A 23,458-nucleotide genomic window follows, 5' to 3' on the forward strand; every position below is an offset into this window, starting at 1 on the left:
TAACCTTTATTCCCCTAACTTAAATCTTATATCCATAATCTCTTAATCTATATTTGCAAATGTTTTTTTCTTCTTCAGTAAAAAGTTCATCATACTTTCCACTTACTATAAGAGCCTCTAAAGATAAATCCAATCTATTATTTTCCCACAAAGCTATAAACCCCTCTGTATTAGAATCTTTATTTATAAGAGTTTTAGCTGTTATTAAAGCTCCTTTATCATTTATCATTTGCAAGAATCTACGAGCCTTATATCCACAACTTTCTTCTGCCTTTTTGTAGATATCAACCATATCTTTATATAAATTCAACTCAAATTCCTTCACTAATACCTTCTCCTTCAATCTTATATTAATTAAATAGCTCTCCCTTAAATGCTTTTTGCATTAAAGAATTAAAGTTATCCTCTAACTCTTTTAAACTATGCTCCATTTCAAATTTCAATTTATCTACTTGTTTAACATAACTAACAAACTTCTTTTGCTTTTCTATCGGCGGAAAAATAATAGGAAAATCTTCTATATGTTCTTTATTTAACTGTCTTTTATCAATTCCTCCAACACAGACACTTCTAATATATCCTCTATATTCTTTACTTGTAAGAATATACAAAACAAACTCATTAATTATTTGTTCTTGAAGCCTTATTAAATATACGTGTCCATTAATATTTGCACTATCATCTTCTCCTAAAAACATTGCTGCTCTACCTAAACTACTATTTTCTGTATTTATTCTACCTGTTTTAGTCATTAGTATATCTTTATTTTTTAAGCTACTTTTTTTCATTTTATTATGTGTTGCTTGGTCTATATAAGCTACATCATCTAATAATAATTTGTTTTTCCATACATTTTGACTTCTTAAAAACATAATTCCACTTTCAACATAAACTTGTTCTCCACCTTTTGGTGTATTCCCACTCATTATATTAACTGAAATATCTTTCATTTTTTTAACTTCCCACTTCATGGGATTATTTATTGGGTCACCAAACATCTCTATAAATTTCGATTTAACTAATAACTCTAATTCTTCTATTTGTTCACTTCTTTTATTTATCACATATTGGGACTTCTCTAATACTTCAACTATTTTCTTTTGTATATTTAATGGTGGTAAAATAACTTTTATTTTTTTTAAATGACTCGGTCCAAAATTTAATTGTGCAGAACCAGTTATTAATCTAGCTATTTGTTTTTTAAAATAAATTGTTTTTAAAAAATATGCGAAATATTTTATATCTAAAATATTCTCATCTAAAGTTTTAAACCTTATTGTACTGGTATTCATACATAAAGGCAAATGTTCTTTATTAATGAATCCCATTTTTTTATCAAAGTATTCTACCTTTATTCCCGAACTAGCTATTATTAAATCACCCTCATCAACAAGAAAATGTCTATATCTTCCATAAGCTTCTTCTTCCGAAATATACCTTTCTGTATTTTCTAAATACACCTTTCCATCTTTTAAATTAGCTACATTAATTAATTTAACTCCAGAATCTGTATATTGATTATTTCTAACACCAGGTCCTTCTTGAAAAAATACTATATCAGGTAAACCTACAATATTCCATCCATCAAGATTTTCTATATTCTTAATCATTATTTCACCTCAAGCATTCCTTCTAATTCTTCTAACTCCTTAGTTATTTCTTTCTCAAGCTCTTTAATTCTTCCTAAAATAACACTTGGAGCATCATAAACTACTTCTTCATATTCTATTTCTTTATATTTATTTATTGAAAGGTCATATCCATTTTCTCTTATTTCTTCTACTGGTACAAAAAAGCTTTGCTCTGTTCTTTTTCTATCTTCTTCATTTTCTAACTCTCTAAACCTTTCTATTATATCATTTATGTCATTTTCTTCTACTGGATTTCTTTTATCATCTAGTGAGAATCCATCTGCTTTCATATCATAGAACCAAACTTTGTCTGTTCCTCCTGAGCCTGTTTTTGTGAATATCATAATAGCTGTACTTACCCCTGCATATGGCTTGAACACACCACTTGGCATTGATATTATTGCTTCTAGTTTATGATTTTCTACTATTTCTTTTCTTATATCCTTGTGTCCTTTAGTACTTCCAAATAAAACTCCATCTGGAACTATTGAGGCACATCTTCCCCCTGTTTTTAATATTCTAAGGAATAATGCTAGGAATAATAATTCTGTTTTCTTAGTTTTTGTTACTTTTAAAAGGTCTGCACTTACTGCTTCATAGTCTAAGCTTCCTTTAAATGGTGGATTTGCTAATACTAAAGTAAATTTTTCTTTATCTGTATTAACCTCTGATAAGGAATCCTTGTATTCTATGCTAGGGTTATCCACTCCATGAAGCATCATATTCATTGCTCCAATTCTTAGCATAGTTCTATCCATATCAAATCCATAGAACATAGTATTATTAAAATGTTCCTTTAATCCTTGAACATAAAATAAATCATTATGATTATCTCTTAAATATTGTTGAGAAGATACTAAGAAACCTGCTGAACCTGCTGCTGGGTCAACTATTATGTCTTCTGGTGTTGGTTTCATTAACTTTACTATCATATCAATAATGTGTCTTGGTGTTCTAAACTGTCCATTTGTACCAGCCGTAGCAACCTTTGATAGTAAATATTCATATAAATCCCCTTTAGTATCTTGGTCCTTATTAAACTCTATTCCATTTATTCCATCAACTATTTTTGAAAGCATAAGTGGAGTTGGAATTTTGAATATAGCATCCCCCATATACTTTGCATATGCTGATTCCTTATTTCCATGTAAATTCTTAATAAAAGGAAAAACCTTATTTTGAACTATATCATACATCTTTTGAGCATCTCCCTCATTAGAGAATTTGCTCCATCTTAATTCTTGCTCATTATCTGAAAATATTCTTTCTGGTTCAAATCCTAATAAAACAGCTTCTGCTTCATTTTTTGTTTCTATATCATCTAGTCCTTTAATAAATAAAAGATATGTAAACTGCTCTATAACTTCTAATGGATTTGTAAGCCCTCCAGTCCAAAAAGTTTCCCAAATCTTATCTACCTTACTTCTTAAATCACCTGTAATCATAAATTTAATGTCCTCCAAATTTTTGTATAATATTTATTTTATCATATTTTTTTAACAAACTATCTTATACACTTTTAATGTTTTTAATAAAAATAAAATATTTTATTTTTATTAACTAATATTTTTCTTATGGTAAGCATATAAAGATATGTGAATAATTTTAGGAGATTAATTATGCAAAACTTTTCAAATCCCAAAGATTCAAATGTAAAAAAAACTTTAGAATTTTTACATAAAAATGACTCAATAAAAAATGACTATTTAAAGTGTAAAAATCCTAAAAGCAGAATTGATTTTTTAAAAAATTGTAAAGACTTAAATTTAGAAAATATAACTCAATATCTTACTAGGGAAGTAAGAAAAGAACTTTTAAAAGATACTTACCTTGAGTCTAAAGTAGATGCTGAAGAACAAAAAGAAAATTCTATGGAAACTAATAATTGTGAACTTGAGTCTAATTGTGAAAAAAATAAAAATGACATTTCAAGTTTACAACACTCTTTTTTTGATAAAGACTTATCAAAATCAAACAAATCTGATGAAATTAAACCAGATACTTTAGGTAATAAAAAACTAATAGATTCTAGTGAACCTAAAGAAATAACACTTATAGGTTCTGAAACTATTAACTATCAAAAAGAAATAGATAGACTAAGTGATTCTTTAACTAAACTTAGCGAGAAAAATTCTGAGCTTAAAGAAGTTATCAATAGTTTTATAAATCTTAATAATAAAATAACTGATATTTCTAATAAAAATGAAAATTCTTTAGAGTCTGATTCTTTAAGAGAAATTAAACATATAGCTAGTTTAAGAAGTATTAGCTCTGAAAAAACAGACATTTCAATATCAACTGATTTGTTAAGAAAAGTTACTTTACTATTTGTTGAAAATAAAATAATAGACCCTAGTTCACTTGCTATAGAAAACATAAATCCCTACTCACTAATTACTGAAACAATACTCTTAAAATTTATAAACCAAAACTCATTTCTTTAGTTATATGTTTTTATAAACTTGTCCATAATAATTATATAAAGTTATTACTGGAGGTTATTATGAATGTCGGTATTATTGAATTGGGTGAAATTATAAAAAACAAAAGATTAGAACTAAATTACACTACAGAAATGTTAGCTAAAGAATTAAATAAATCTACTGGATTTATAAATAATTTAGAAAATGGGAAAACAGATGCTTTTAATATTAATTTGCTGTCCAAGCTTTGTAATACATTAAATTTATCCATTCCAAGTTTAATTCCCCAATATACAGATGAATTTGATGAAAATTTAAGAAACTCATTAAAATGTACAAATGAAAGTATTTTGGAACTTTCAGATAATTTAATATTAGTTCTAAAATCTACTGATAAAAAAAGTTTTAAACTCCTCATGGACAAGTTAAACACAGAAATTGAATATTTTAATAAGTTATATAACTAGAAGATATTGATTAATTTCAATATCTTTTTTTCATTTTTATGAATTTCATTTTTATGAATATTTTTCTTTTAAATACACATAATAGGATTGTAAATTGGAATGTTTTATATAAAAAGCTATTTTTTATATAACTTTTTAATAACGCATTATAAAAAAATTTTAAAAGGAGGTAGTTATTTTGAAAGAAAAAAATTATACAGTAAAAATAGCTTATGAAAATAATAAAGAAAGTTGGAATAACTTAGTAGATAACATAATATTCTTTATTATAAAAAATGAATCAATAGGAGGATTTATAAATGAAAAATAGTGCTAATTTAATTAATAAAAACCCCGAGCGATATGCTGCCATCTATGCCCGTGTATCATCTCCTAAGGAAAATAACTCTATAAATGCTCAAATAGCATTAGGAAATGAAAAAGCTCTTGAGAAAAACCTATTAGTTTATAATAGCTATACAGATAGAATTTCTGGATTATCAACATCTCCAGAAGAAAGAAGTGGTTTTAAAAAATTACTACTTGATGCTAAAGCTGGTTGTTTCAAAACTCTAATAATATATAGACTAGATAGATTAGTTCGTAACTATGAAGATTGGAAGCAAACAGAAAGACTTCTTGATTCTTTAGGTATTAAATTGCTTTTTTCTGATTCATCACAACAATTGCCTATTGATTCACCACAAAGTGAATTTTTAAATAATATAACTGTAATGTTGGCTGAGTTAGAACCCTGACAGAATAAACTATAGAGCTTCTATCGGAAGATTAATAAGACGTAATTCAGGTGCATACAGTACTGGTAAAGGTTCTCTTTTTGGTTATGAGCGTATTACCAATGATGATAATAAAATATCAAAATCTAAGTATGTTACTGTTCCTATTGAATTTGATGTATTAAAATATATTTTTGAATCTCTTGCTTTAGAAATTGAATTAAAAAATTTAAATAAAGATAATTATAAAGATATTTTGAAAAATATCCAAAGCACCCTTGAAATTCTACTTAATGAATTTGAAAAAGATTTAAATTTAAAAGATTCAATATTTAAAAAATTAAATATTAAAATTGATACTCCTGCTTATAACTTTATAAATTCTATAAAAAATCATGTAAATAATTCTGATTTAAGCAAAGAGTATATTCTATCTAAATTTAAAATAGTAAGAGATAAATTCATCATAGACCCTAAAACTAATAAAAAGCATCCAATGTCTAAACTAGAAACCCCTCTAAAAAAATTAGTTTATGGTGGATATATATCTAGTTTCTCTAAAGATAAAAATAATACTGATGAGTTTAAAAGCATTGAAGAGCTTGAATTATATAAGTTTGCTTTAAAAAAATCAAATGATACTACTTATATTTTTGATGATGATGCTGTAATCATTTCTAAAAATATTTGTGGAACTATTGATGCTGAAAGTTTCAAAAAAGTATATGTATTCTTTTCATCATTAAATTTTTCTAAAAATGTTGATGTTACTCCAAATTTTCTTTTTAAAAAGAAATTACACTGCAGTTGTGGTGGTAAGTTTATTGAATCACAAGATAAAATAATAGAATGTAAAAAGTGCCAGTTAAAATTTATTAAAGATAACCTATTAAACTTTATTATAGAAACAATAATTGATAAAGTTCTTTCAGATAAATCTAACTTTAATAAATTTAAAAATGAAATCAATTATAAAATTAAAAGCTTAGATGAAACTTTCTTGCTTTTGACTAAAAAAAGATTTAATAAAACAAAAGAATATTTAACTTTTAATAGTTCTAGTGACTTTGATAAAAATACATTGAAAAACATAATTGATAATATTAACTCTGAGCTAGACACTAATAAAAATACTTGTTGTGAATATAGAAAAAAGCTAGATTATATAACATTTTTAGAAAATACTTTATCAGAAAAAAATGATGAACAGAAAGATTTAATTGAGAAAATTTATTCTGAAATATTTTTTTATATTAAATCAAATGAAGAAAAATTCAATTCTATATTTGAAGAAATAATTGATGATATAAAGGTGGTAGTAAATAAAAATGAAAAACAAGCTAAAGTCATCCTTGAATATAGAGTCACCTAAAATAGCTATTTATATGAGAGTATCTACATCTAAACAAACTGACAATCAATCTTTAGATACTCAAGAAAAGACTATAAACTCATATATTGCATCAAGGCATGATTGGATTAACCCTATTTGCTATAAATATATTGAAAGTCATTCTGCCTCAATAAAACCTAAAGTAAGCAATACTCTGAAAGAAAGTTCTTTTGATTCTCTAAAAAGACCTAAATTAAGAGAACTATTTTTAGATGCCACAATAGGAAAATTTGATTATGTTTTATGCGCTTCTCACGATAGATTAACTCGTAACACCAATGAAGGCATTATATTAAAGCATCTTTTTTCTCGTCTAAATATTACTTTAATTTACTGCCGTCCTGGTGAAACTATATCTTCTGAAAATGAAGCCTTAAATAAATTCTTTGAAAATTTATTAGTTAATATTGCAGCACTTGAATCCAATATTACTGGTGGTCGTGTAACTCTAGCCAATAAACATAAAATTCAAAATAACTTTTGGGCAGGTGGTCCACCACCCTTTGGATATAATCTTGTTTCTCAGTCAAGTAATAAAAGAAATTCCTTCTTAGAAATCAACTTTGAAGAAGCTAGAATTGTGAAGAAAATATTTGAACTCTATAATCTAGGATGCTCATATACTGAAATCCTGACTAGGTTAAACAGAGATTTTAATTTACCTCCAAAAAGAATTTGGACTCATAATACTTTAAAAGAAATATTAAGAAACCCTGTTTATACAGGCTTCCTAGTTTGGAATAAACGTGGTGGTGCTAGAAAACCAAATCGTCATTCCCCTAATGATTTTGTAAAATCTAATCTAGTAGAAAAAAATATAATAATTCCTGAAAATGAATTTTTAGAAACTCAAAAATTAAGAAATATTCTTTCCAAAGATTCTAAATTTTTATCTACTGATTTTCTTCTAAGAGATTTCTTATATTGCAATAAATGTAACAAAAAACTTTTAGCTAAAAATTATGGAAATAATAAAAGATTCTATTATTGTTCTTCACATAATAATATGGAAATCAATAAAAAATGCAGAAGCATAAAAGCTTCTAAAATTGAATCTATTATTTTATCAAATATAAATGATTTGATTAATTCTTCTTTACAAAGTGAAATTCAAATTGAAAAATTTTATGACAAATATATTGAAAACTTTAATACAGAATTGCTGGATAATAAAAAAAGTCTTGAAATAACTATAAATCAATTAAAGTCATCTACTTATTTATTAGAGCTATGTGTTAATGAAATCAATATTTCAAAAGGTAATCTTACAGTAGATTATGAAGATTTAAGCTCAAGCTCAACTGAATTTAGTTTTATAAATGCTCTTTTAGAATTTCAAGTAGTTACACAAACCGAAATTAAAAGCCTTAAATCCCGTAAAGAGTATTTAACTTATAAAATTAATAGTTCTCCTAAAAGTTTCGATGATTTTAAATCCAACCTAAATAAATCATTTAAACTATTTAAATATGATGAAGAAAAACAAAAATTAATTTCTAGTCCTAGAAGTTTTAGATTGTTTCTATTCAAAGTTGTAAAAAAGATTATTTTATCTGACCATGAAATAACAATAATATTTAAGTAATTGTATTAATTCATATTCCTCCATGAATATAATCTAAAGTAATCAATTTTATCCTTTGGGGGAATAATGGCTAATCAATTTACTAAAGTAAAACTTCACATAAAAAATATAGATGATATTAAATCGAATTATATACTAAGTAAAGAAATTACTAAAGCTGTGGCTGATATTATCAAGCCTAAACTTCCAACAAATGAAATTACACTAGATACACTTATCAAAGGTATAGAAGAGAAGCTCTAGGAGGTGTTTAATTGAAAAAAGCCGCAATATATACAAGAAAATCTAAATTCACAGAAAAAGGTGATTCAATTGAAAGTCAAATTAAGCTTTGCTCTAAATATTTAGATAATATAAATATAAATGATTACTGTATTTATACCGATGAAGGGTTCTCTGGTAAGAATACAGATAGACCTGAATTTCAAAGAATGCTTTCAGATGCTAAAGCTAAAAAATTTGATGTAATTATATGTTATAAGTTTGACCGTATAAGTAGAAATGTATCTGATTTTTCTAACTTAATTAATAAATTAAATGAATTGAATATTTCATTTATTTCTGTAGTAGAACAATTTGATACTAACTCTGCAATAGGTAGAGCTATGATGTATCTTTGCACTGTTTTTAGTCAACTTGAGAGGGAAACTATATCTCAGCGTATTACTGATAATATGTACTCACTAGCTACTAAAGGCTATTGGCTTGGAGGAGAAACACCTACTGGATTTAGAAGTGAAAAAAAATTTTTCAATTCTAATAATAAACAAAAAATGTATTCATCATTAGTTCCTATAAAAGAAGAACTAGATTTAGTTAAATTAATATTCAATAAATACTTAGAATTTAATAGTATTAGTAAGATAGAAAAATATCTACTTTCTAATAATATTAAAACTAAGCGTAATAAGGACTGGAGCAAAGCTTCTATCAGCTTAATTCTAAGAAATCCTGCATATGTAAAAGCAGATGAAGAAACATTTAAATATATAGAATCTACAGGTTCAAAAGTATATGGTAATCCTGATGGAAAGCATGGACTACTTATTTACAAAAAAAATAAAGGAAGAAAAGGCGCTAAACATGATATCTCAGAATGGATTTATGCGGTATCAGAACATGAAGGAATCATAGATTCAGATATATGGGTCGCAATTCAGAAACAAATAAAAAAGAATGCTATCCTTGCTCCTGCTCTCGGTACTAGTAATATTGCTTTACTTACTGGATTAATAAGATGTGCAAAATGTAATAGCCCTATGCGAGTTGCATATGGAAAAAGAAACCCTAAAACTAATAAAAAAAATTATTACTATGTATGTACACTTAAAACTAAATCAGGTAAAACTAGATGCGATGCTAAAAATCTTCCTGGACTAGATTTAGATAATCTTATATTAGATAAACTTAAAGAAATGTCACTTGATAAGAATACATTACTAAAAGAATTAAATAAATATAAAGATACTATAGAATCAAATTTTCATAATGATGTTCTAAAAAATATTCAAAATAATATTTCTAAAAATAATTCTATGATTGATAATTTATTAAACAATGTAGCTCTTTCTACTGATTCTGAAGTAACTGCTATTCTTTTAGAAAAGATTAGTAAACTTAAAGATGAAAATAAATTATTAACTCAAAAAATAGATGATTTAAAATCTGAATTAGAAGCCCAAGAAACTTTGCTTAATGATTGTAATTCCCTAATAACTAAGCTAAAATATTTTTCTAAATTTATAGATAATTCTTCTATTGAAGAACAGAAGCAGTTAGTTTCATCTGTAATTGAAAAAGTTATAGCTGATGGTGATACTGGTTCTATAGAAATAAAATTTAGACCTTTATTAGATTTTAAAATATAAACAATTAAGGAGGAAAGCTATGTATACTAAAGACAATAAATTAAACAATTTTAAGTCGCAAAATGGTAAACAGAACATCAGCTCTAAATATGAACATTCCACTATTCCATAAATAAGTCCCCTTTAATAAGAAGTCCTTTGCTACTTCTAAATTAGGTTTCTCTGTAAACCTTGCTATCTTGAAGGTAGGAATGTGTCCATTGACTCTATCACCCATTTCTATATACCCATAACCTGTCTCTGGTCTAGTTGGCTCTATTCCTATGGTAACAATAGCCCTCTTCTTATCCGCAATCTCTACGGCTTGTTCCAGAGTTTGAATATAACTTTTATCTCCTTCTATATAATGGTCTGAAGGCAATACAATCATAACTGCATCCTTATCTTTCTTTAAAAGCTTAGCTGCTGAAAGACCTATACATGTTGCAGTTGTTTTATATAACTATATAGGTCTTGCTAATTTTTTTACATTTTATTTATTTTCCAATCTATTTTTATAGTTCCATCTACACCAACAGTAATTTTATCTATTATCTTTTTTAACATTGCATTACTCCATTGAGCTATGGGTAAACTTACTACATTATTAACATCTTTTTTAAACTCATTATTTTTTTTAGGTAAATTATTTATTTTTTCTTCTATAATTTTTTTGTTCTCTATTAATGAATTTAACATATTGCTTATACTTTCATTTTGTAATTTAAATTGTATATCATTAATCATTTTATTATTATATAGCTTTAAAAGGTTATTGGCTAAATTTATTTGTTCATCAATTTTCTTTTGTATATTTTTCAAATCATTTTCCAAAGTTTTTTTAATATCATTCTTTTCTATAATCTTTATATTTTCAAAGTTATTTTCTATTAATTCATTTAATTTTTGCTCTATATATTCAATTAAAAATTCTTCTTGAATAAAGTTAGAATTATGACCACATTTTAATCCTAGTCTTTCATACTCAATACAATTATAAAAAGGTTTTCTTTTACTTTTTCTTCTTATACTCATGGAGCTATTACAAGAACCACACCTTAAAAGATTAGAAAATAAACTTGTATTACTAGCCCTAACACCAACGCTTCTATTTTTAACCTTATCACTATTTTTTTTAAATATTTCATTAGCTTTTATAAAAGTTTCTTCATTTACTATAGCTTCATGATTATTTAAATGTTTTATATATTCATCTGCATTGTGAAAATTTCTTTTTGAATTTGTAACTTCAATATTACTACTTTTATTTTGAACCAAAGTCCCTAAATAAGCCTCATTTCTAATCATATTTTTAATAGTATTCCCTCTCCATTTACCCCCATTTTTCGTTGGAACACCTTCACTTTCCAATATATTAGCTATTTTATTAGTTCCATTTCCTAATAAATAAAGTCTAAAAACACGTTTTACAACTTCACTTTCATCTTTATTAATAACAAAATTTTTCTTATTAATATCATAATCATATCCAAATGGAGCAATACAATTATATATCTTCCCAACTTCCTTAAAATGAGAAAACACGCCTTTTATTCTTTTAGATGTTCTTTTACTTTCTTCTTCACTAAGCCACGCCATAAGCCCAAACCTTGAATCATCTATCATACTATCTAACCCATCTTCTAAAAAAACAATTCTAATCTTATTTTCTCTTAATTCTTTTATTGCTTGAAGAGTTTCAATTTGATTCCTACCAAACCTCGAATATGATTTACATATTAAAATATCAAACTCTTTATTTTTTGCATCTTCTAGCATTTGAAGCCATTGAACTCTAAACTTTTTCTTAGTTCCACTTATTCCTTCATCATTATAAGTTTTATATAAAATACAATTATTTTGTGCTATCCAATTATCAAGAATTTCACTTTGATTGTCTATACTTGTATGCTGATCTAAAGTTGAAGTTCTTATAAACTTAGCAACTCTTTTCATAGTATCACCTCTATAAAATTATAACACAAAAAGGTTGCTTCTAATGAAATTCACATTAGATTTACAACCTCATTTAACGCCTTATTTATAGAGATATTACCATACCTATTTATGATAGTATATACTTTTCTACCAACTTTCTTTAATTCTATATCAAGGCTATCATTTTCATATATTTTTTTAGTTTGTCCATTCTTTAGTTTTGCTTTTTCTTCACTATAAGTATTAATATCTACATACTTTAATACTTCCATATATTCCTCCTTGATATATTCTTATTAATATCAAGTTAGAAATGTGCACACTTTTAACTCTTTTATTTAAAATAAAATTATATTTTTATTTTGCATTTAACTCTCATTAAAACGGTAGGTCATTATCTTTAATTGAAGGTATTCCAAATCCATACTTTAAAACAACTTCTATATTTGTAGGCTCTAAGTTTTCAAACCTTGGTTCTTCTTCATTTAAATCTATTCCAATGCTATCTAGCTTAAATTCAATATATTTTCTATAACATTCTCCATTCGCTAATATATCAAGGGCTAATTCGACTATTCTATCTCTAGTACCTATTAAAGCAACTTCTAGCTCAAATTCTTTAAGTAGCAGATATCTTTTAGATTCCCTTATTTTTTCTATCATTTGAACTCTAGTTAACTTTTGCCCTTCATATCCTAGAACATTTACCATGATATACTCTAGGTCATTCTTTCTTAGAGTGCTTAAAGTTGTAATCTCTCTTAGTTCCTTTAATTGTAATAATTCAAATCTTTCTTTCATCATAATTAATCTCTCCTTTAAACCACTTAACTCGCTTATATTTATATTATATAAATGCTTTTTTGGTGATTAATCGTCATTTTTTAACATTTTGTAAATAATAAATCAAACTTCTAAAGATTAATTTTCACGGATGAAATTATATAACATAAATATAAGATAAATTTTTAGGAGGTATATTTATTATGGAGAACAGAAAAAATAGAGTTGGAATCGAAGAAAAAAGAAAGGAAAACAGAGCAAAGAAAAAGATTAAAGTTTGTAGCATAAAGGATATCAAAAAAGATTTCACTATGGTTCAAAATGCTACAATAACATTACTAGATAGCGAAGCTTTTCACCTATATATGTATTTATTAAGTAGATGTATGGACAAGGACTATTGTTATCCTAGTAGAGAAACAATTGTAGAATCTATAGGAATTAATAAGAATAAATTAAGTAGTGCTATCAAGTATTTAGAAAGCTTTGGACTAGTTAGAATAGAAAAAAGAAAATTAGGTTCTCATTTCAACAACGTTTACTATCTTTACGGAATAGAAGAAGTTTATGAAATAATTGAAAATGACGGTATTGTAATTGAAAAGAAGGTTGCTTAAAACCTTCTTTTTTTGTGTCTAAATATTTTTTTAAAGTATGTCCTCAAATGGGGTAAAAAGTACTTCCTCAAATAGGGAAAAAGTACTTCCTCAATAGAGGATGAGAATAATATAAATAGAATAATATAAATAGAAAAATATAAATACACCTAGCCAAGTTTTGGCTAGATTGGACTTAATTCTTATTTAGTTCTAAAGAAAGATACTCTCTACTGGAAGCCAGTTCTTGAATCCTTATAGCAACAATCAGACAAAACTGACACTACTTTTAAAGTATAAAATTACCTTCTAAGCTAGTAATATCAATACTTGTATGATTTTTAGATAGAAAAGAATCCTTATGGGCTTTGGTCAAAATGAATAAGTCCATAAAAATGTGGAAAAAAGTACATTTAATAAGATGTACGGTTAACTTTTAAACTGGTTTCTATATAATATAAATATAGGGGTAAATTTTACATATTTGTAAAAGTGTTACTAAATATATTTTTACTTATATTAGAATAATGAGAAGGTAATTTTAATTTACTATTATTAATTTTCTATTAACTTTATATTATGTATTGAGGAGAAAAATTTTTTACATACTATAGCTTTTCTCATTTTCAAGCTATAGTAATTTGTTCTAATAGAGCAGTTAGTATTAAAAATTCCTTAAAAAAAATCTTTAGCTAGGGGCTAATTTCCATGCTTCTTTAGTCCCTAGTACATAGTAGCGAAAGGCTATTATCATCAAAACATAACACAATCTTATTTATTTTATATTTTAAAAAGTTGGATAATGTCATTTCAATAGCTCATACGGAAAGACAATAAAACCTTTCTTATGTGAGTTATTGATTACATAGTTTACCTTTTAAACTATGAAATTTTTCTTTTTTATCTCCTTTCTTGATATATAAATTCGATAGCCAGTACTTAATTATAAGTATTGGCTTTTTACATATGAAAACAAAAAAATAGGAGGAACTTAATTATATGAAAGTAAAAGTAAATACACAACTATATAAAAACACTATGAAGGAAAAAGAAATCAATTTCACTAGACTTATGATTTCAATCTATGAGAATTTTGGCTTTGAAGTCTATCAAAGTGGAGTTTCTCAAGCTATAAATGGAAAAAGCTTTTCTCTTAGAACTCATATGGTTATATGTGAAATCCTTGGTTTATCACTTGATGATATTTTCATCTTAGATAAGAAGGAGGACTAAAGGTAATGGAAGGGAATACAAAGAGATTAGCTTCATTGACTGGAAGGACTAATAAAGAAATTAGAAAACTTATCAATGATAATCTTTTAGTTTCTAAAGGTTATTTTAGAAGGGAATTTAAACAAAATTACTACGGAAAACCTTACTATAATTACCTTTATGACTTAGAAAGAGAAAAGGATATATTAGAAATCTTAGGATTAGAAGCTAAATATACAAAGGTTTTAAAGGAGGGCTTTAATTAGTGGTTCAATATATAGATGGAATACCAGTAATGGTTGTTAATAATTTACAAGAAAGAATAAGAAGAAGCAAATGTTTAGGAACTTTAAAAGGGGCTAGTATTACAGAATTAGCTAAGGAATCAACTGGAAATATAGATTTTGAATCTATGCTTGATATAGAAGAAGATGAGGTAATAGAAGATGAACTACAATAGGACTAATAGAATAGTGGTTGATATTCTAAAGAATAACTTACTAAATACTAGAGCAGTATTTAAACAATATGATATTAATAGCTCAATACTAGAGCTTGAAATTGTAGCAAATGGAGAGCCAATTCATTTATCAGAAGGAGATGAAATATTCTTAGGCTTTAAACATGAAAATACAATAACATCTCAGCAACTAAAAATCATGAGATACGTAAACTTAGAATCATGCTTTAATGAAGAATACAAGGAAATCAAGCTTAAATATAAGAATAGAGCAACAAACATTTTCAATGTGGTTCTTAATAAAGAGTTGATAAATGGTAGTGGTCAATTTATTGCAGAAGTCATAATTGCTAATAAGTTAGAAGGTGCTAGAGTTACAAGTCAACCATTCACATTTACGATAGAAGCTTCAATTACACCAAATAATGAAAGGGGTTAATTAATGAGTTTATTCACATGGTTTGACCTAATAAAGAAAAGAGATAGAAGTAATAATGTAGATTGGCAAGGAATCTTTAAGAGTTATTGTGAATTGATAGAAGAATCGAGTTATCTCCATAACCAATATTACTACTATCTTAATAATAATGACTATAAAATGATTAATTTTTATGAAAGTAAGATAGATGAAATCAATAAGAAAATCCAAGAGTATCAAAATAAATACCCTTGGGTGGAGCAACAATATAATAGGTACTTGTAATAGTATCTCGATCAAATTTTAATTTTAAAGGAGAAGATAATAATGTCAAAATTTTTAAGAGAAACTCAATTGGATAATTTAAAGATGATAAAGTTTATGGACTTAATAAGTCTACCAATGGGAGAAACTAATATCCTTAGTAGAATATCAAAGGATAGAATTTATAGTGATATAAAAGTCCCAGTATTCCCAATCATGGATAGTGCAGGAACAGTTACTATGAACGAGTTACGACTTAATGAGGAATACACTTTAAACGAGAATTTAACATTTGATAATTTAGATGTTTTTGCAGATGTTAAAGTGGGAATGGTTCAACATCAAGTTGAGGTGTTAAAGGCTTTACACTTCAATAAGATATTAGCTCAAGAAATATTAAGTATTACCAATAGCCATGAGTTAAAGAGCTTAGATGAAATACTATCAAAGAGAAAGCCCAATATAAGATATCACTTAGTAGTTAATCCTACACATTTAGAGAGCCTATTAAAGTTAAAGAATGCAAGTGGTGAATCCCTAGTAAAGCAGTTCAAGGGTGAATTTGTTTATGATGGACAAGTCCCAATATTAGTTGCTAAGGATATAACCAATATCAGTTTAATCTCACTAGATGAATTAATAGCCAAGATAGTTGGGAATTGTAAAGAGATTCAACAGACAGTCGAATTAGCTAGAAAAGGTCAAAGAGAGTTTAATATCTATTATAATTATGGTTTGTCTTTTATAGATGAATCTAATGTTTATAGTTGTAGTAATATATAAATCATTCTTTTAAAGAGTAAGTAGTAACTAATCTACTTACTTTACATAAGACTAAATAAGTAAAGGAGAAAGAACATGAGAATCTTTAAGAGCAACAAGCCAACTAACTACTCAACAACTTTAGGAGGTCAAAGCTTCAAAGAGCTTGAGGAACTAAGAGAGAATAAGAAGAACACTAACATAACTACTAATACATTTACTACAAGAGAAGAGTATAACAAGAGTAGAATAACTAAAGAACTTAATGAGCTTGAACAAGAACTAAGAACTAAACAAGGTCAAGAACATTACAAAGAAAGAATAAAAGAAATCAAACAAGAAATAAAGTACAAAGAGAAGCAACTTAGAGAGCTTGGCAAGGCAAAGAGCAAAGGCAAGAGCAAGTTACAACTACTTAAAGAACTTTTTAGCTTTAGGAATGGGACAAGCTAGGTAGTATCATCAAGGAGAATCCTTTTTTGATATCCCCATTATTTGGAAGAAAAAAAAGATAGCCCCAAATACAGTTGACGCCCCCAATTCCTTATTTCGCATGAAGAATATAAAATCTTTTTTTTTAAACAAAAAAGGCACTCCCCATTTAATGAGGAATGCCCGCAAAGCTAGTCATACCAACGCTTGTAGCGTTTTCTTAATATAAGAATAGCATACTTTTTAGCCAAAATCAACCTTTAATTTCCTTTAATTTTTAATAACGAAATTTCACTATATGGAGGTTTTAATAAATGAAACAACAACAATATTATATTCCTAAAAAACTAAAATTACTTAGAAAAGATTTAAAGGATTCTCAAACTAACGAATATCTATTTGATAAGTTAGTTACTTTAAATGATACAAACTCTAAGTTAAAGAAAGCTTTAAATAATTGTACTAATCCTAAGGAGCTTAGACAGCTTTCAAGCTCATACAATTCTAATGTAAGAGAAATCGTAAGCTTAATGCAAAACTTAGAATATAAGGATAATAACGGTTCTGCTTCAATCTTTAATGGTTTGGAGGTTGAATAATCCATGCCTAAAAATAGAGCTATTGGTAATAGAGCCAATAATAATATTAGTGCAACATCTGACGAATATATTCAACAAGCAACTAAATTTTATAAGAAGAATCGTGTTTTACCATTAGGAAATAATTTCAACTTAGATGAACTTCTAAAAAAGGAAAATCTAAGTGAAGAAGATAGACTATATCTTACTAACTATATCCTAATGCAGATACTATAGGAGGTATGATTTATGGAATTTTTATCATCAGATTTATTAGAAATCGAAATTTATAGCTATATTAAAGATACTAGAATGATTGATGGTTCTATAGTCTTAGATACCAATTTAGGTGGATTACTCGAACTAGATAATGACCTAATTTATCCTAACATGAACCTAGAACTTGATAGAATCAAAAATTCTTTAATTAAGGATTCATGTAATAGGATATGGTATTTCAATTATAAAGGTAAGGTTTATGACCTTCAAATTTTCTACTTTAAACCATTCAATGAAAGATATAAAGTATTTTGTTGTGGTAAACCTATAAAAGTAATCTTTGATGAAACTGACTTTTTCAAAGTTTTAAGTCAAAAGCAAGAAACACCAAGCAAAGAGTTTGCTAAAGATATTTATTGCTATATTTCTAACCTAAAAGGGTAATATAGTATCTATATACAATGACATTTTTTCTCTCCTTGGGGGCAACCCCCCTTACATATTAACCTTTTAATAATTTCATGTATTGGTTAATTCTTTTTTCAAGTTCTACCACCTTAGTAAATTGCTTAGTTTCCTCATAAAATTCTAGTAATCCAATCATATTATATAGTTCTTCAATTAAAAAATTCTTATCCATAGTTTACCTCCTATTATAAAGCACTACCAATACAACTCGGCAAACTTGGTACTTTATCGAGTTCGTTGCAACTATCTTCTAAACCATATCCAAGCAACTCATTTTCCAAAGAATCCCAATCATATTCTCTTTGACTAAAATTCATGTGTAATAAAGACCTTTTCTTTGTAAAGTTAGTATTAGCTTTAGATTTTCTATCATTGATTAAGTTTCTAAGTACGCCTAAAGTATAAGCTATTGGGTTCTTGGGACTTTTCTCGTTAGTAATATTTAAAGCCTTTTCTATTTCTTCCTTTGAAACATTTAATCCTTCTTCAACGCATTTAATAGATATAGTATCTATATCATCATTTTTTACGCTCTCCATAGCTTCATCAATCTCGATTTGACCTTCTAATATCTCATTATCTTTATATTCTTCAACCTTCTTTGGTTGTTCCTTTTTAACTTCATTTTGCTCTACTAACGCGTAATAAAAGAAGTTTTGCTTACCTTTTCTATCATTTCTTTGCTCTACTAATCCTAAAGATTTTAACTCTTTAATAGCTTTTAAAAATAACTTTTCTCCTAAGTTACAAACTTTCTTTAAAGTGATTTTACAAAGCTTGAAGTTTGGAATTGTAGAATAATATTTTATTTGAATATATAAAATTTTTGCGTTATTGCTTAGAATCTCACTTGTAATTATAGAATTGTCAATCTTTGTAAAACCTTTGTTTGTAGCCATTTTTAAAACCTCCTCTTAATCTTGTTTTAAGTGTACCACCTACGGTACTATTTTGCAACACCCTTTTTTAATATAATTGTTTTGGTGATTCACTTATGATATACTAAATGTAGTAATAGCAATACTTGTACGGATTTAAAAATTTTTGAGAGGTGCAAAAAATGGCAATAGGAAAAGGAAAAAAAAGAGTTCAAGTTACATTCGACTTAGATAATTTAGAGATAATAAAAGAAGTTAGTGAAGCTAATAGACACACTATAAGCGACACTATAAACATAATGATTGAAAAATATTTAGTTGATGAATTTGAAAAGATAAAAAGAGAGAAAAAATAATCTCTCTTTTTTTATACTCATTTCTAACTACAACATAGTTGTTATATATAGTCTTATTTTATATATAGTCTTATTTTATATATAGTCTTATTATGTTAGGTATTTTTGACATAGGTCAAAATGGAATAGGTCAAATTGATATAGGTCATAAAGGAATAATTAACATATAATTAGGTATATTTGACATAGGTCAAATTTCTTATATCTATTATTAGTAAATATAAATATTTATTCAATAGAAAATTGTTTAAAAAGTTCTTAAAGAATATTTAATAAAAATTAATAAGACCTATATAGTTATATTTTGCAGTTTCTTTATTAGCAGGTTCAGTAAAGATATTTTCTTCTTTTATGTCTTTAAGTTCATCTCTTATTTTGTCTTCATACTCCTTGTTTGTCACTACATAAATATTATCTTTATCAATTATAGGTCTAATTCTATCCACAGTATTACTTAAAAAACTCTTCCTATTATTGTGTATGCTAAGAAATTGTTTGGGATTTGAACTCCTTGAAAGTGGATAAAGTCTAGTACCCTTTCCTCCTGCTAAAATTAATGAGTAAAGCATGTTGCCTTCAACTCCGTTAATTGTTATAGTGTATTTTATGTAAAAATATTCTATTATGTGAGTATTAAAAAAATTTAAGGCTTTAGTTTAAGTAAAAATACTCTAACTAAAGCCTTTCCTCATTTATTTATATCAATTTATTTTATTACTAATTTTATAAAAAACTTTTGCATAGTCATATTAACTTAGAAAATTTATTTTAGAATTAATCTAAGATAATTAAAAGTTTTAAAAACCATTATTATCAGAAACTTCTTTTATCCATCTTCCTGATTTTTTAATTGTTTTCTTTTGAGTTTCTAAATCCAATGATATAAATCCATATCTATTTTTATATGAATTTAACCATGACCAACAATCTATTGGAGTCCATAAATGATATCCTATACAATTTGAACCTTCTTCTATAGCCTTATGAAGCCATTCTAAATGCTCTATTATAAATTCAATTCTATAATCATCTTCAATTATACCTTCAGCATTTTTGAATTTATCTTCTCCTTCAACACCCATTCCATTCTCTGAAATAAACCATTTTATGTTGCCATAGTTCTCTTGCACATTTTTAGCTATATCATAAATTGCCTTAGGATATATTTCCCATCCTCTATGAGGATTCATTCTCTTTCCTGGCATATCATAATTATCAAAATATTTTTCTGGAGACCATGTTTCTCCACTATATTCATCATATCTAGCTTTAACTCTTCTTGGTTGATAGTAATTTACACCTAGGAAATCAACAGTATTATTTTTTATAACATCTAATTCTTCCTTAGTAGAATTCCACATTGCTCCATCTTTCTCTAAAACTTTAACTAAGTTCTTAGGGAATTCTCCCTTAGTTGCTGGATCTAAGAATAACTCATTGAAGAAAGCATTAGCAATTTCAGCCGCTCTTAAATCTTCATTTGACTCACTTCTTGGGTATGCTGGCGTTAAGTTAACTATTATTCCTATTTCTCCATCTTGTCCTAATTTTCTATACTCTTCTATTGCTCTAGCAGAAGCTAATGCTATATTATAGGCAGCTTGAAGTCCTCTTTTTCCATCAACTATGCAAGGATAATGCCATTTATACAAAAACTGCCCTTCAATAATAACTATAGGTTCATTAAACGTAGCCCATTTCTTAACTCTATCACCAAATAAACCAAAGGCAGTCTTAGCAAATTTAGCAAACAATTCTACAACATGCTTTGATTCCCATCCACCATATTTATTATATAATTCAACTGGAAGATCAAAGTGATGTAAATTCATAATTATATCTATTCCATTTGCTAAACATTGATTTATTACACCATTATAAAATCTTACTCCATCTTCATCTGGCTCACCAGTCTCAAAATCTTTAATTAACCTTGTCCATTGAATTGAAGTTCTAAAAGAATTTAATCCTATTTCTTTTAGCATTGCTAAATCTTCTTTATAACTATTATAAAAATTTGACGCTACATTTGGTCCTACACCATTGTGAAATAACTCTGGATTTATATCGAACCAGTAATCAAATACATTATCATGTTTCTTATTAAATCTACCTTCTGACTGAGGTCCTGAAGTTGCAGCTCCCCACCAAAAATTTTCTGGGAAAGTATATTTCATATGAAACCCTCCTATACCTTTGTAAACTTTTTCTCTAATTAATTGTATATTTTAAAGAAAAATTTTTCTAGAGCTCTTATATGGCTTAATTCAAAAAAAAGTGGTTAATTTCAAGAAAAAAAGATCTAAGTATAACTTAGACCTTTTTCTCAAACCAATATTACTAATATAATTTTGTTTAACTTTTATTTTAAACTTACAACGTCCCCTTTAAATGATCATACTTAATAAATTCTCTCAAAATTCAACAATAAAAATAATTTCTCAATACAAATACCCTAATATCTATCATAAGTCGAAAGATACACTAGCTTCTCCCCGTTGAAGCTTATAAAACTCATGTAAAAACAAATTTTTATCTTTAAGTTTAAAATAAAAATTAACTCACATTTTAAATTGTAATTACACTAGAAGGTCCCCCCAAACCTTAAAGCCTAAAAACTTAATCTTAAATATGATTATCATACCATTATTGGCTTTTCATAAGTTCATCTATAAATAACAGGCACTAGTAAATAGACGTAACTTTTAAAGATTGTATTACTAATTTAGTTGTATGCTTTAAATTAAATTGAACACTTTATTTTATCCGCCCATTGAAAACATATACAACCTTTAAGTATATTATACATAACTTTTTTAATAAATTCTATACAAATCCACTCATATTCATTCATTTTTTTATTTATTTCATGATTTTTTTAACAATTATTAACTTATTTTGGAAGGGAGCATACCTAATTTTTAAATCTAAGAATGTTTTCCTATTCATAACACCCTTTTTATTAGAAAACAAGTCAAAACTATACTTACCATGATATTTTCCCATTCCACTATTTCCAACTCCTCCAAAAGGTAAATATGAGGATGATACGTGAACTAAAGTATCATTTATTGTTACGCCACCTGATGATGTACTATTCAAAACTTTTTTAATATTATTTTTATCTTCTGAAAAATAATATAGCGCTAAAGGTTTATCTTTACTATTTACTATCCTTATTACCTCATCTAAATTTTCAAAAGTTAAAATTGGGAATATAGGCCCAAAAATCTCTCTTTCCATAACAGCATCATCCCAAGTTACATTTTTTAATATAGTTGGTTCTATTTGAAAAGTTTTTCTATTATAATTCCCTCCAAAAACTAATTTTTCTTTATCTATGTATGAAAGCACTCTATTAAACTCTCTTTCATTAACCATTTTAGAATAGTCTTCAGATTCTAAAGGATTATGTCCAAATTGATTTCTTATTTCTTTCTCTAATTTTTTTATAAATTCTTCTTCAATATCCTTATGAACATATAAATAATCTGGTGCAACGCATGTTTGTCCTGAATTCATTAATTTGCCCCAAACTATTCTTCGAGCTGCTAACTCTACCTTGCAATCTTTATCAATAATGCAAGGACTTTTTCCTCCAAGTTCTAAAGTTATAGGAGTTAAATATTGAGAAGATGCTTTCATTACTATTTTTCCTACAGCAGCACTTCCTGTAAAGAAAATATAATCAAATTTTTCTTTTAAAAGTTCTTCTACAACTTCTTTTCCTCTTTCTGGGTTAACATGAAGAACATAATTTTCATCAAATACTTTTTCTAATATTTCTTTAAGAATTTTAGATGTTTCTGGAGCTGATTCAGATGGCTTTATAACTGCGGTATTTCCTGCTGCTATTGCTCCAATTAAAGGATCCATTGTAAGCATAAAAGGATAGTTAAAAGGACCTATTATTAAGACAACTCCATAAGGTTCTAACTGTATAAAACTTTTTGCTGGGAATTGTACTAATGGAGTTTTCACTCTTCTTTTTTTGCTCCATTTTTTTATGTTTTTAATGTGCATATTTATTTC

The 23,458-nt window shown here is 26.7% G+C and carries 29 protein-coding genes and 2 pseudogenes; 19 read left to right on the plus strand and 12 right to left on the minus strand.

Features of this window, described 5'->3' with window-relative positions; genetic code table 11:
* Positions 1-19: 19 nt before the first annotated feature.
* From Q1J60_RS04295 to Q1J60_RS04305, 3 genes are read right to left on the minus strand one after another with little or no spacing between them, the layout of a single operon-like run.
* On the minus strand, positions 20-325 hold the full coding sequence (locus Q1J60_RS04295; RefSeq protein ID WP_208377574.1) for a hypothetical protein: 306 nt from the start codon (positions 323-325) through the stop codon (positions 20-22).
* Positions 326-350: 25 nt separating this feature from the next.
* On the minus strand, positions 351-1,610 hold the full coding sequence (locus tag Q1J60_RS04300; protein WP_300258942.1) for a restriction endonuclease subunit S: 1,260 nt from the start codon (positions 1,608-1,610) through the stop codon (positions 351-353).
* Positions 1,610-3,076, minus strand: coding sequence for a type I restriction-modification system subunit M (locus Q1J60_RS04305; protein WP_300258945.1), 1,467 nt, complete (start codon positions 3,074-3,076; stop codon positions 1,610-1,612). Before Q1J60_RS04305 ends, Q1J60_RS04300 begins: the two co-directional genes overlap by 1 nt.
* A 174-nt stretch (positions 3,077-3,250) precedes the next feature.
* Between Q1J60_RS04305 and Q1J60_RS04310 the strand changes: the two genes are divergently transcribed.
* From Q1J60_RS04310 to Q1J60_RS04345, 8 genes are all read left to right on the plus strand, one after another.
* A complete protein-coding gene (locus tag Q1J60_RS04310; RefSeq protein ID WP_300258947.1) occupies positions 3,251-4,075 on the plus strand; it encodes a hypothetical protein in 825 nt (274 codons plus the stop codon).
* A gap of 59 nt (positions 4,076-4,134) precedes the next feature.
* On the plus strand, positions 4,135-4,521 hold the full coding sequence (locus tag Q1J60_RS04315; RefSeq protein ID WP_300258950.1) for a helix-turn-helix domain-containing protein: 387 nt from the start codon (positions 4,135-4,137) through the stop codon (positions 4,519-4,521).
* Between the two features lie 178 nt (positions 4,522-4,699).
* Complete coding sequence (locus Q1J60_RS04320; protein WP_003454318.1) at positions 4,700-4,831, plus strand: hypothetical protein; 132 nt, start codon at positions 4,700-4,702, stop codon at positions 4,829-4,831.
* On the plus strand, positions 4,821-5,258 hold the full coding sequence (locus tag Q1J60_RS04325; protein WP_110003085.1) for a recombinase family protein: 438 nt from the start codon (positions 4,821-4,823) through the stop codon (positions 5,256-5,258). Before Q1J60_RS04320 ends, Q1J60_RS04325 begins: the two co-directional genes overlap by 11 nt.
* Before the next feature lie 235 nt (positions 5,259-5,493).
* The gene (locus Q1J60_RS04330) at positions 5,494-6,609 is read left to right on the plus strand and encodes a PHD finger domain-containing protein (protein WP_300258953.1); all 1,116 of its coding nucleotides are present in this window, start codon (positions 5,494-5,496) and stop codon (positions 6,607-6,609) included.
* Positions 6,566-8,215: a recombinase family protein gene (locus Q1J60_RS04335; protein ID WP_300258956.1), complete on the plus strand. Its 1,650-nt coding sequence runs from the start codon at positions 6,566-6,568 to the stop codon at positions 8,213-8,215. Before Q1J60_RS04330 ends, Q1J60_RS04335 begins: the two co-directional genes overlap by 44 nt.
* A gap of 66 nt (positions 8,216-8,281) precedes the next feature.
* A complete protein-coding gene (locus Q1J60_RS04340) occupies positions 8,282-8,458 on the plus strand; it encodes a hypothetical protein (protein ID WP_003454346.1) in 177 nt (58 codons plus the stop codon).
* Between the two features lie 11 nt (positions 8,459-8,469).
* Positions 8,470-10,083: a recombinase family protein gene (locus Q1J60_RS04345; RefSeq protein ID WP_300258959.1), complete on the plus strand. Its 1,614-nt coding sequence runs from the start codon at positions 8,470-8,472 to the stop codon at positions 10,081-10,083.
* Positions 10,084-10,153: 70 nt separating this feature from the next.
* On the opposite strand, the pseudogene Q1J60_RS04350 reads toward Q1J60_RS04345, so the two are convergent.
* The 4 genes and pseudogenes from Q1J60_RS04350 to Q1J60_RS04365 form a co-directional block, all read right to left on the minus strand.
* Positions 10,154-10,519: pseudogene (locus Q1J60_RS04350) on the minus strand (sugar phosphate nucleotidyltransferase); the annotation flags it as partial.
* A gap of 29 nt (positions 10,520-10,548) precedes the next feature.
* The gene (locus Q1J60_RS04355) at positions 10,549-12,018 is read right to left on the minus strand and encodes a recombinase family protein (protein WP_300258962.1); all 1,470 of its coding nucleotides are present in this window, start codon (positions 12,016-12,018) and stop codon (positions 10,549-10,551) included.
* 50 nt (positions 12,019-12,068) lie between these two features.
* Positions 12,069-12,272, minus strand: coding sequence for a hypothetical protein (locus tag Q1J60_RS04360; RefSeq protein WP_110071618.1), 204 nt, complete (start codon positions 12,270-12,272; stop codon positions 12,069-12,071).
* 106 nt (positions 12,273-12,378) lie between these two features.
* Complete coding sequence (locus Q1J60_RS04365) at positions 12,379-12,804, minus strand: hypothetical protein (protein WP_300258965.1); 426 nt, start codon at positions 12,802-12,804, stop codon at positions 12,379-12,381.
* A 182-nt stretch (positions 12,805-12,986) separates the two neighbouring features.
* On the opposite strand from Q1J60_RS04365, the gene Q1J60_RS04370 reads away from it, so the two are divergent.
* The 10 genes from Q1J60_RS04370 (at position 12,987) to Q1J60_RS04415 (ending at position 18,168) form a co-directional block, all read left to right on the plus strand.
* Positions 12,987-13,400: a helix-turn-helix domain-containing protein gene (locus Q1J60_RS04370; protein ID WP_075810719.1), complete on the plus strand. Its 414-nt coding sequence runs from the start codon at positions 12,987-12,989 to the stop codon at positions 13,398-13,400.
* Between the two features lie 978 nt (positions 13,401-14,378).
* On the plus strand, positions 14,379-14,612 hold the full coding sequence (locus tag Q1J60_RS04375) for a helix-turn-helix domain-containing protein (RefSeq protein WP_300258967.1): 234 nt from the start codon (positions 14,379-14,381) through the stop codon (positions 14,610-14,612).
* Positions 14,613-14,617: 5 nt separating this feature from the next.
* Positions 14,618-14,857, plus strand: a complete 240-nt coding sequence (locus Q1J60_RS04380) for a hypothetical protein (RefSeq protein WP_300258970.1) — start codon at positions 14,618-14,620, stop codon at positions 14,855-14,857.
* The gene (locus tag Q1J60_RS04385) at positions 14,857-15,051 is read left to right on the plus strand and encodes a hypothetical protein (RefSeq protein ID WP_300258973.1); all 195 of its coding nucleotides are present in this window, start codon (positions 14,857-14,859) and stop codon (positions 15,049-15,051) included. Before Q1J60_RS04380 ends, Q1J60_RS04385 begins: the two co-directional genes overlap by 1 nt.
* Entirely contained in the window at positions 15,038-15,490 is a 453-nt protein-coding gene (locus Q1J60_RS04390; RefSeq protein WP_300258976.1) for a BppU family phage baseplate upper protein, read from the plus strand. The genes Q1J60_RS04385 and Q1J60_RS04390 overlap by 14 nt, the downstream gene beginning before the upstream one ends.
* A 306-nt stretch (positions 15,491-15,796) precedes the next feature.
* Positions 15,797-16,516: a hypothetical protein gene (locus Q1J60_RS04395; protein WP_300258979.1), complete on the plus strand. Its 720-nt coding sequence runs from the start codon at positions 15,797-15,799 to the stop codon at positions 16,514-16,516.
* Positions 16,517-16,591: 75 nt separating this feature from the next.
* The gene (locus Q1J60_RS04400; protein WP_300258982.1) at positions 16,592-16,948 is read left to right on the plus strand and encodes a hypothetical protein; all 357 of its coding nucleotides are present in this window, start codon (positions 16,592-16,594) and stop codon (positions 16,946-16,948) included.
* A 293-nt stretch (positions 16,949-17,241) separates the two neighbouring features.
* Complete coding sequence (locus Q1J60_RS04405) at positions 17,242-17,526, plus strand: hypothetical protein (protein ID WP_300258985.1); 285 nt, start codon at positions 17,242-17,244, stop codon at positions 17,524-17,526.
* A gap of 3 nt (positions 17,527-17,529) precedes the next feature.
* Complete coding sequence (locus Q1J60_RS04410; protein ID WP_300258987.1) at positions 17,530-17,742, plus strand: hypothetical protein; 213 nt, start codon at positions 17,530-17,532, stop codon at positions 17,740-17,742.
* Positions 17,743-17,754: 12 nt separating this feature from the next.
* Entirely contained in the window at positions 17,755-18,168 is a 414-nt protein-coding gene (locus Q1J60_RS04415) for a hypothetical protein (protein WP_300258990.1), read from the plus strand.
* Positions 18,169-18,226: 58 nt separating this feature from the next.
* On the opposite strand, the gene Q1J60_RS04420 is transcribed toward Q1J60_RS04415, so the two are convergent.
* Both Q1J60_RS04420 and Q1J60_RS04425 read right to left on the minus strand, forming a co-directional pair.
* Positions 18,227-18,364, minus strand: coding sequence for a hypothetical protein (locus tag Q1J60_RS04420; RefSeq protein WP_300258993.1), 138 nt, complete (start codon positions 18,362-18,364; stop codon positions 18,227-18,229).
* Between the two features lie 13 nt (positions 18,365-18,377).
* Positions 18,378-19,091, minus strand: a complete 714-nt coding sequence (locus Q1J60_RS04425) for a hypothetical protein (protein ID WP_300258996.1) — start codon at positions 19,089-19,091, stop codon at positions 18,378-18,380.
* A gap of 161 nt (positions 19,092-19,252) precedes the next feature.
* Between Q1J60_RS04425 and Q1J60_RS04430 the strand changes: the two genes are divergently transcribed.
* Positions 19,253-19,426, plus strand: a complete 174-nt coding sequence (locus tag Q1J60_RS04430) for a hypothetical protein (RefSeq protein ID WP_164802608.1) — start codon at positions 19,253-19,255, stop codon at positions 19,424-19,426.
* 305 nt (positions 19,427-19,731) lie between these two features.
* Here Q1J60_RS04430 and Q1J60_RS04435 read toward each other — a convergent pair.
* The 3 genes and pseudogenes from Q1J60_RS04435 to Q1J60_RS04445 form a co-directional block, all read right to left on the minus strand.
* A pseudogene (locus Q1J60_RS04435) lies at positions 19,732-19,995 on the minus strand (sugar phosphate nucleotidyltransferase); the annotation flags it as partial.
* A gap of 228 nt (positions 19,996-20,223) precedes the next feature.
* Positions 20,224-21,603 (minus strand): glycoside hydrolase family 1 protein, encoded by a 1,380-nt coding sequence (locus Q1J60_RS04440; protein WP_300258998.1) that lies wholly within the window; start codon positions 21,601-21,603, stop codon positions 20,224-20,226.
* A 685-nt stretch (positions 21,604-22,288) separates the two neighbouring features.
* On the minus strand, positions 22,289-23,458 hold a 1,170-nt coding region (locus Q1J60_RS04445), incomplete at its 5' end, for an aldehyde dehydrogenase (RefSeq protein ID WP_300258999.1).

The sequence above is a fragment of the Clostridium sp. genome, from assembly GCF_029258205.1.
Taxonomy (GTDB): Bacteria; Bacillota; Clostridia; order Clostridiales; family Clostridiaceae; genus Sarcina.

Coding starts and splice junctions, on each gene's coding strand:
- Q1J60_RS04300 (WP_300258942.1), bottom strand. CDS start 1,610: ATGATTAAGAATATAGAAAATCTTGATGGATGGAATATTGTAGGTTTA.
- Q1J60_RS04305 (WP_300258945.1), bottom strand. CDS start 3,076: ATGATTACAGGTGATTTAAGAAGTAAGGTAGATAAGATTTGGGAAACT.
- Q1J60_RS04310 (WP_300258947.1), top strand. CDS start 3,251: ATGCAAAACTTTTCAAATCCCAAAGATTCAAATGTAAAAAAAACTTTA.
- Q1J60_RS04315 (WP_300258950.1), top strand. CDS start 4,135: ATGAATGTCGGTATTATTGAATTGGGTGAAATTATAAAAAACAAAAGA.
- Q1J60_RS04325 (WP_110003085.1), top strand. CDS start 4,821: ATGAAAAATAGTGCTAATTTAATTAATAAAAACCCCGAGCGATATGCT.
- Q1J60_RS04335 (WP_300258956.1), top strand. CDS start 6,566: ATGAAAAACAAGCTAAAGTCATCCTTGAATATAGAGTCACCTAAAATA.
- Q1J60_RS04340 (WP_003454346.1), top strand. CDS start 8,282: ATGGCTAATCAATTTACTAAAGTAAAACTTCACATAAAAAATATAGAT.
- Q1J60_RS04355 (WP_300258962.1), bottom strand. CDS start 12,018: ATGAAAAGAGTTGCTAAGTTTATAAGAACTTCAACTTTAGATCAGCAT.
- Q1J60_RS04360 (WP_110071618.1), bottom strand. CDS start 12,272: ATGGAAGTATTAAAGTATGTAGATATTAATACTTATAGTGAAGAAAAA.
- Q1J60_RS04365 (WP_300258965.1), bottom strand. CDS start 12,804: ATGATGAAAGAAAGATTTGAATTATTACAATTAAAGGAACTAAGAGAG.
- Q1J60_RS04370 (WP_075810719.1), top strand. CDS start 12,987: ATGGAGAACAGAAAAAATAGAGTTGGAATCGAAGAAAAAAGAAAGGAA.
- Q1J60_RS04375 (WP_300258967.1), top strand. CDS start 14,379: ATGAAAGTAAAAGTAAATACACAACTATATAAAAACACTATGAAGGAA.
- Q1J60_RS04380 (WP_300258970.1), top strand. CDS start 14,618: ATGGAAGGGAATACAAAGAGATTAGCTTCATTGACTGGAAGGACTAAT.
- Q1J60_RS04390 (WP_300258976.1), top strand. CDS start 15,038: ATGAACTACAATAGGACTAATAGAATAGTGGTTGATATTCTAAAGAAT.
- Q1J60_RS04395 (WP_300258979.1), top strand. CDS start 15,797: ATGTCAAAATTTTTAAGAGAAACTCAATTGGATAATTTAAAGATGATA.
- Q1J60_RS04400 (WP_300258982.1), top strand. CDS start 16,592: ATGAGAATCTTTAAGAGCAACAAGCCAACTAACTACTCAACAACTTTA.
- Q1J60_RS04405 (WP_300258985.1), top strand. CDS start 17,242: ATGAAACAACAACAATATTATATTCCTAAAAAACTAAAATTACTTAGA.
- Q1J60_RS04410 (WP_300258987.1), top strand. CDS start 17,530: ATGCCTAAAAATAGAGCTATTGGTAATAGAGCCAATAATAATATTAGT.
- Q1J60_RS04415 (WP_300258990.1), top strand. CDS start 17,755: ATGGAATTTTTATCATCAGATTTATTAGAAATCGAAATTTATAGCTAT.
- Q1J60_RS04420 (WP_300258993.1), bottom strand. CDS start 18,364: ATGGATAAGAATTTTTTAATTGAAGAACTATATAATATGATTGGATTA.
- Q1J60_RS04425 (WP_300258996.1), bottom strand. CDS start 19,091: ATGGCTACAAACAAAGGTTTTACAAAGATTGACAATTCTATAATTACA.
- Q1J60_RS04430 (WP_164802608.1), top strand. CDS start 19,253: ATGGCAATAGGAAAAGGAAAAAAAAGAGTTCAAGTTACATTCGACTTA.
- Q1J60_RS04440 (WP_300258998.1), bottom strand. CDS start 21,603: ATGAAATATACTTTCCCAGAAAATTTTTGGTGGGGAGCTGCAACTTCA.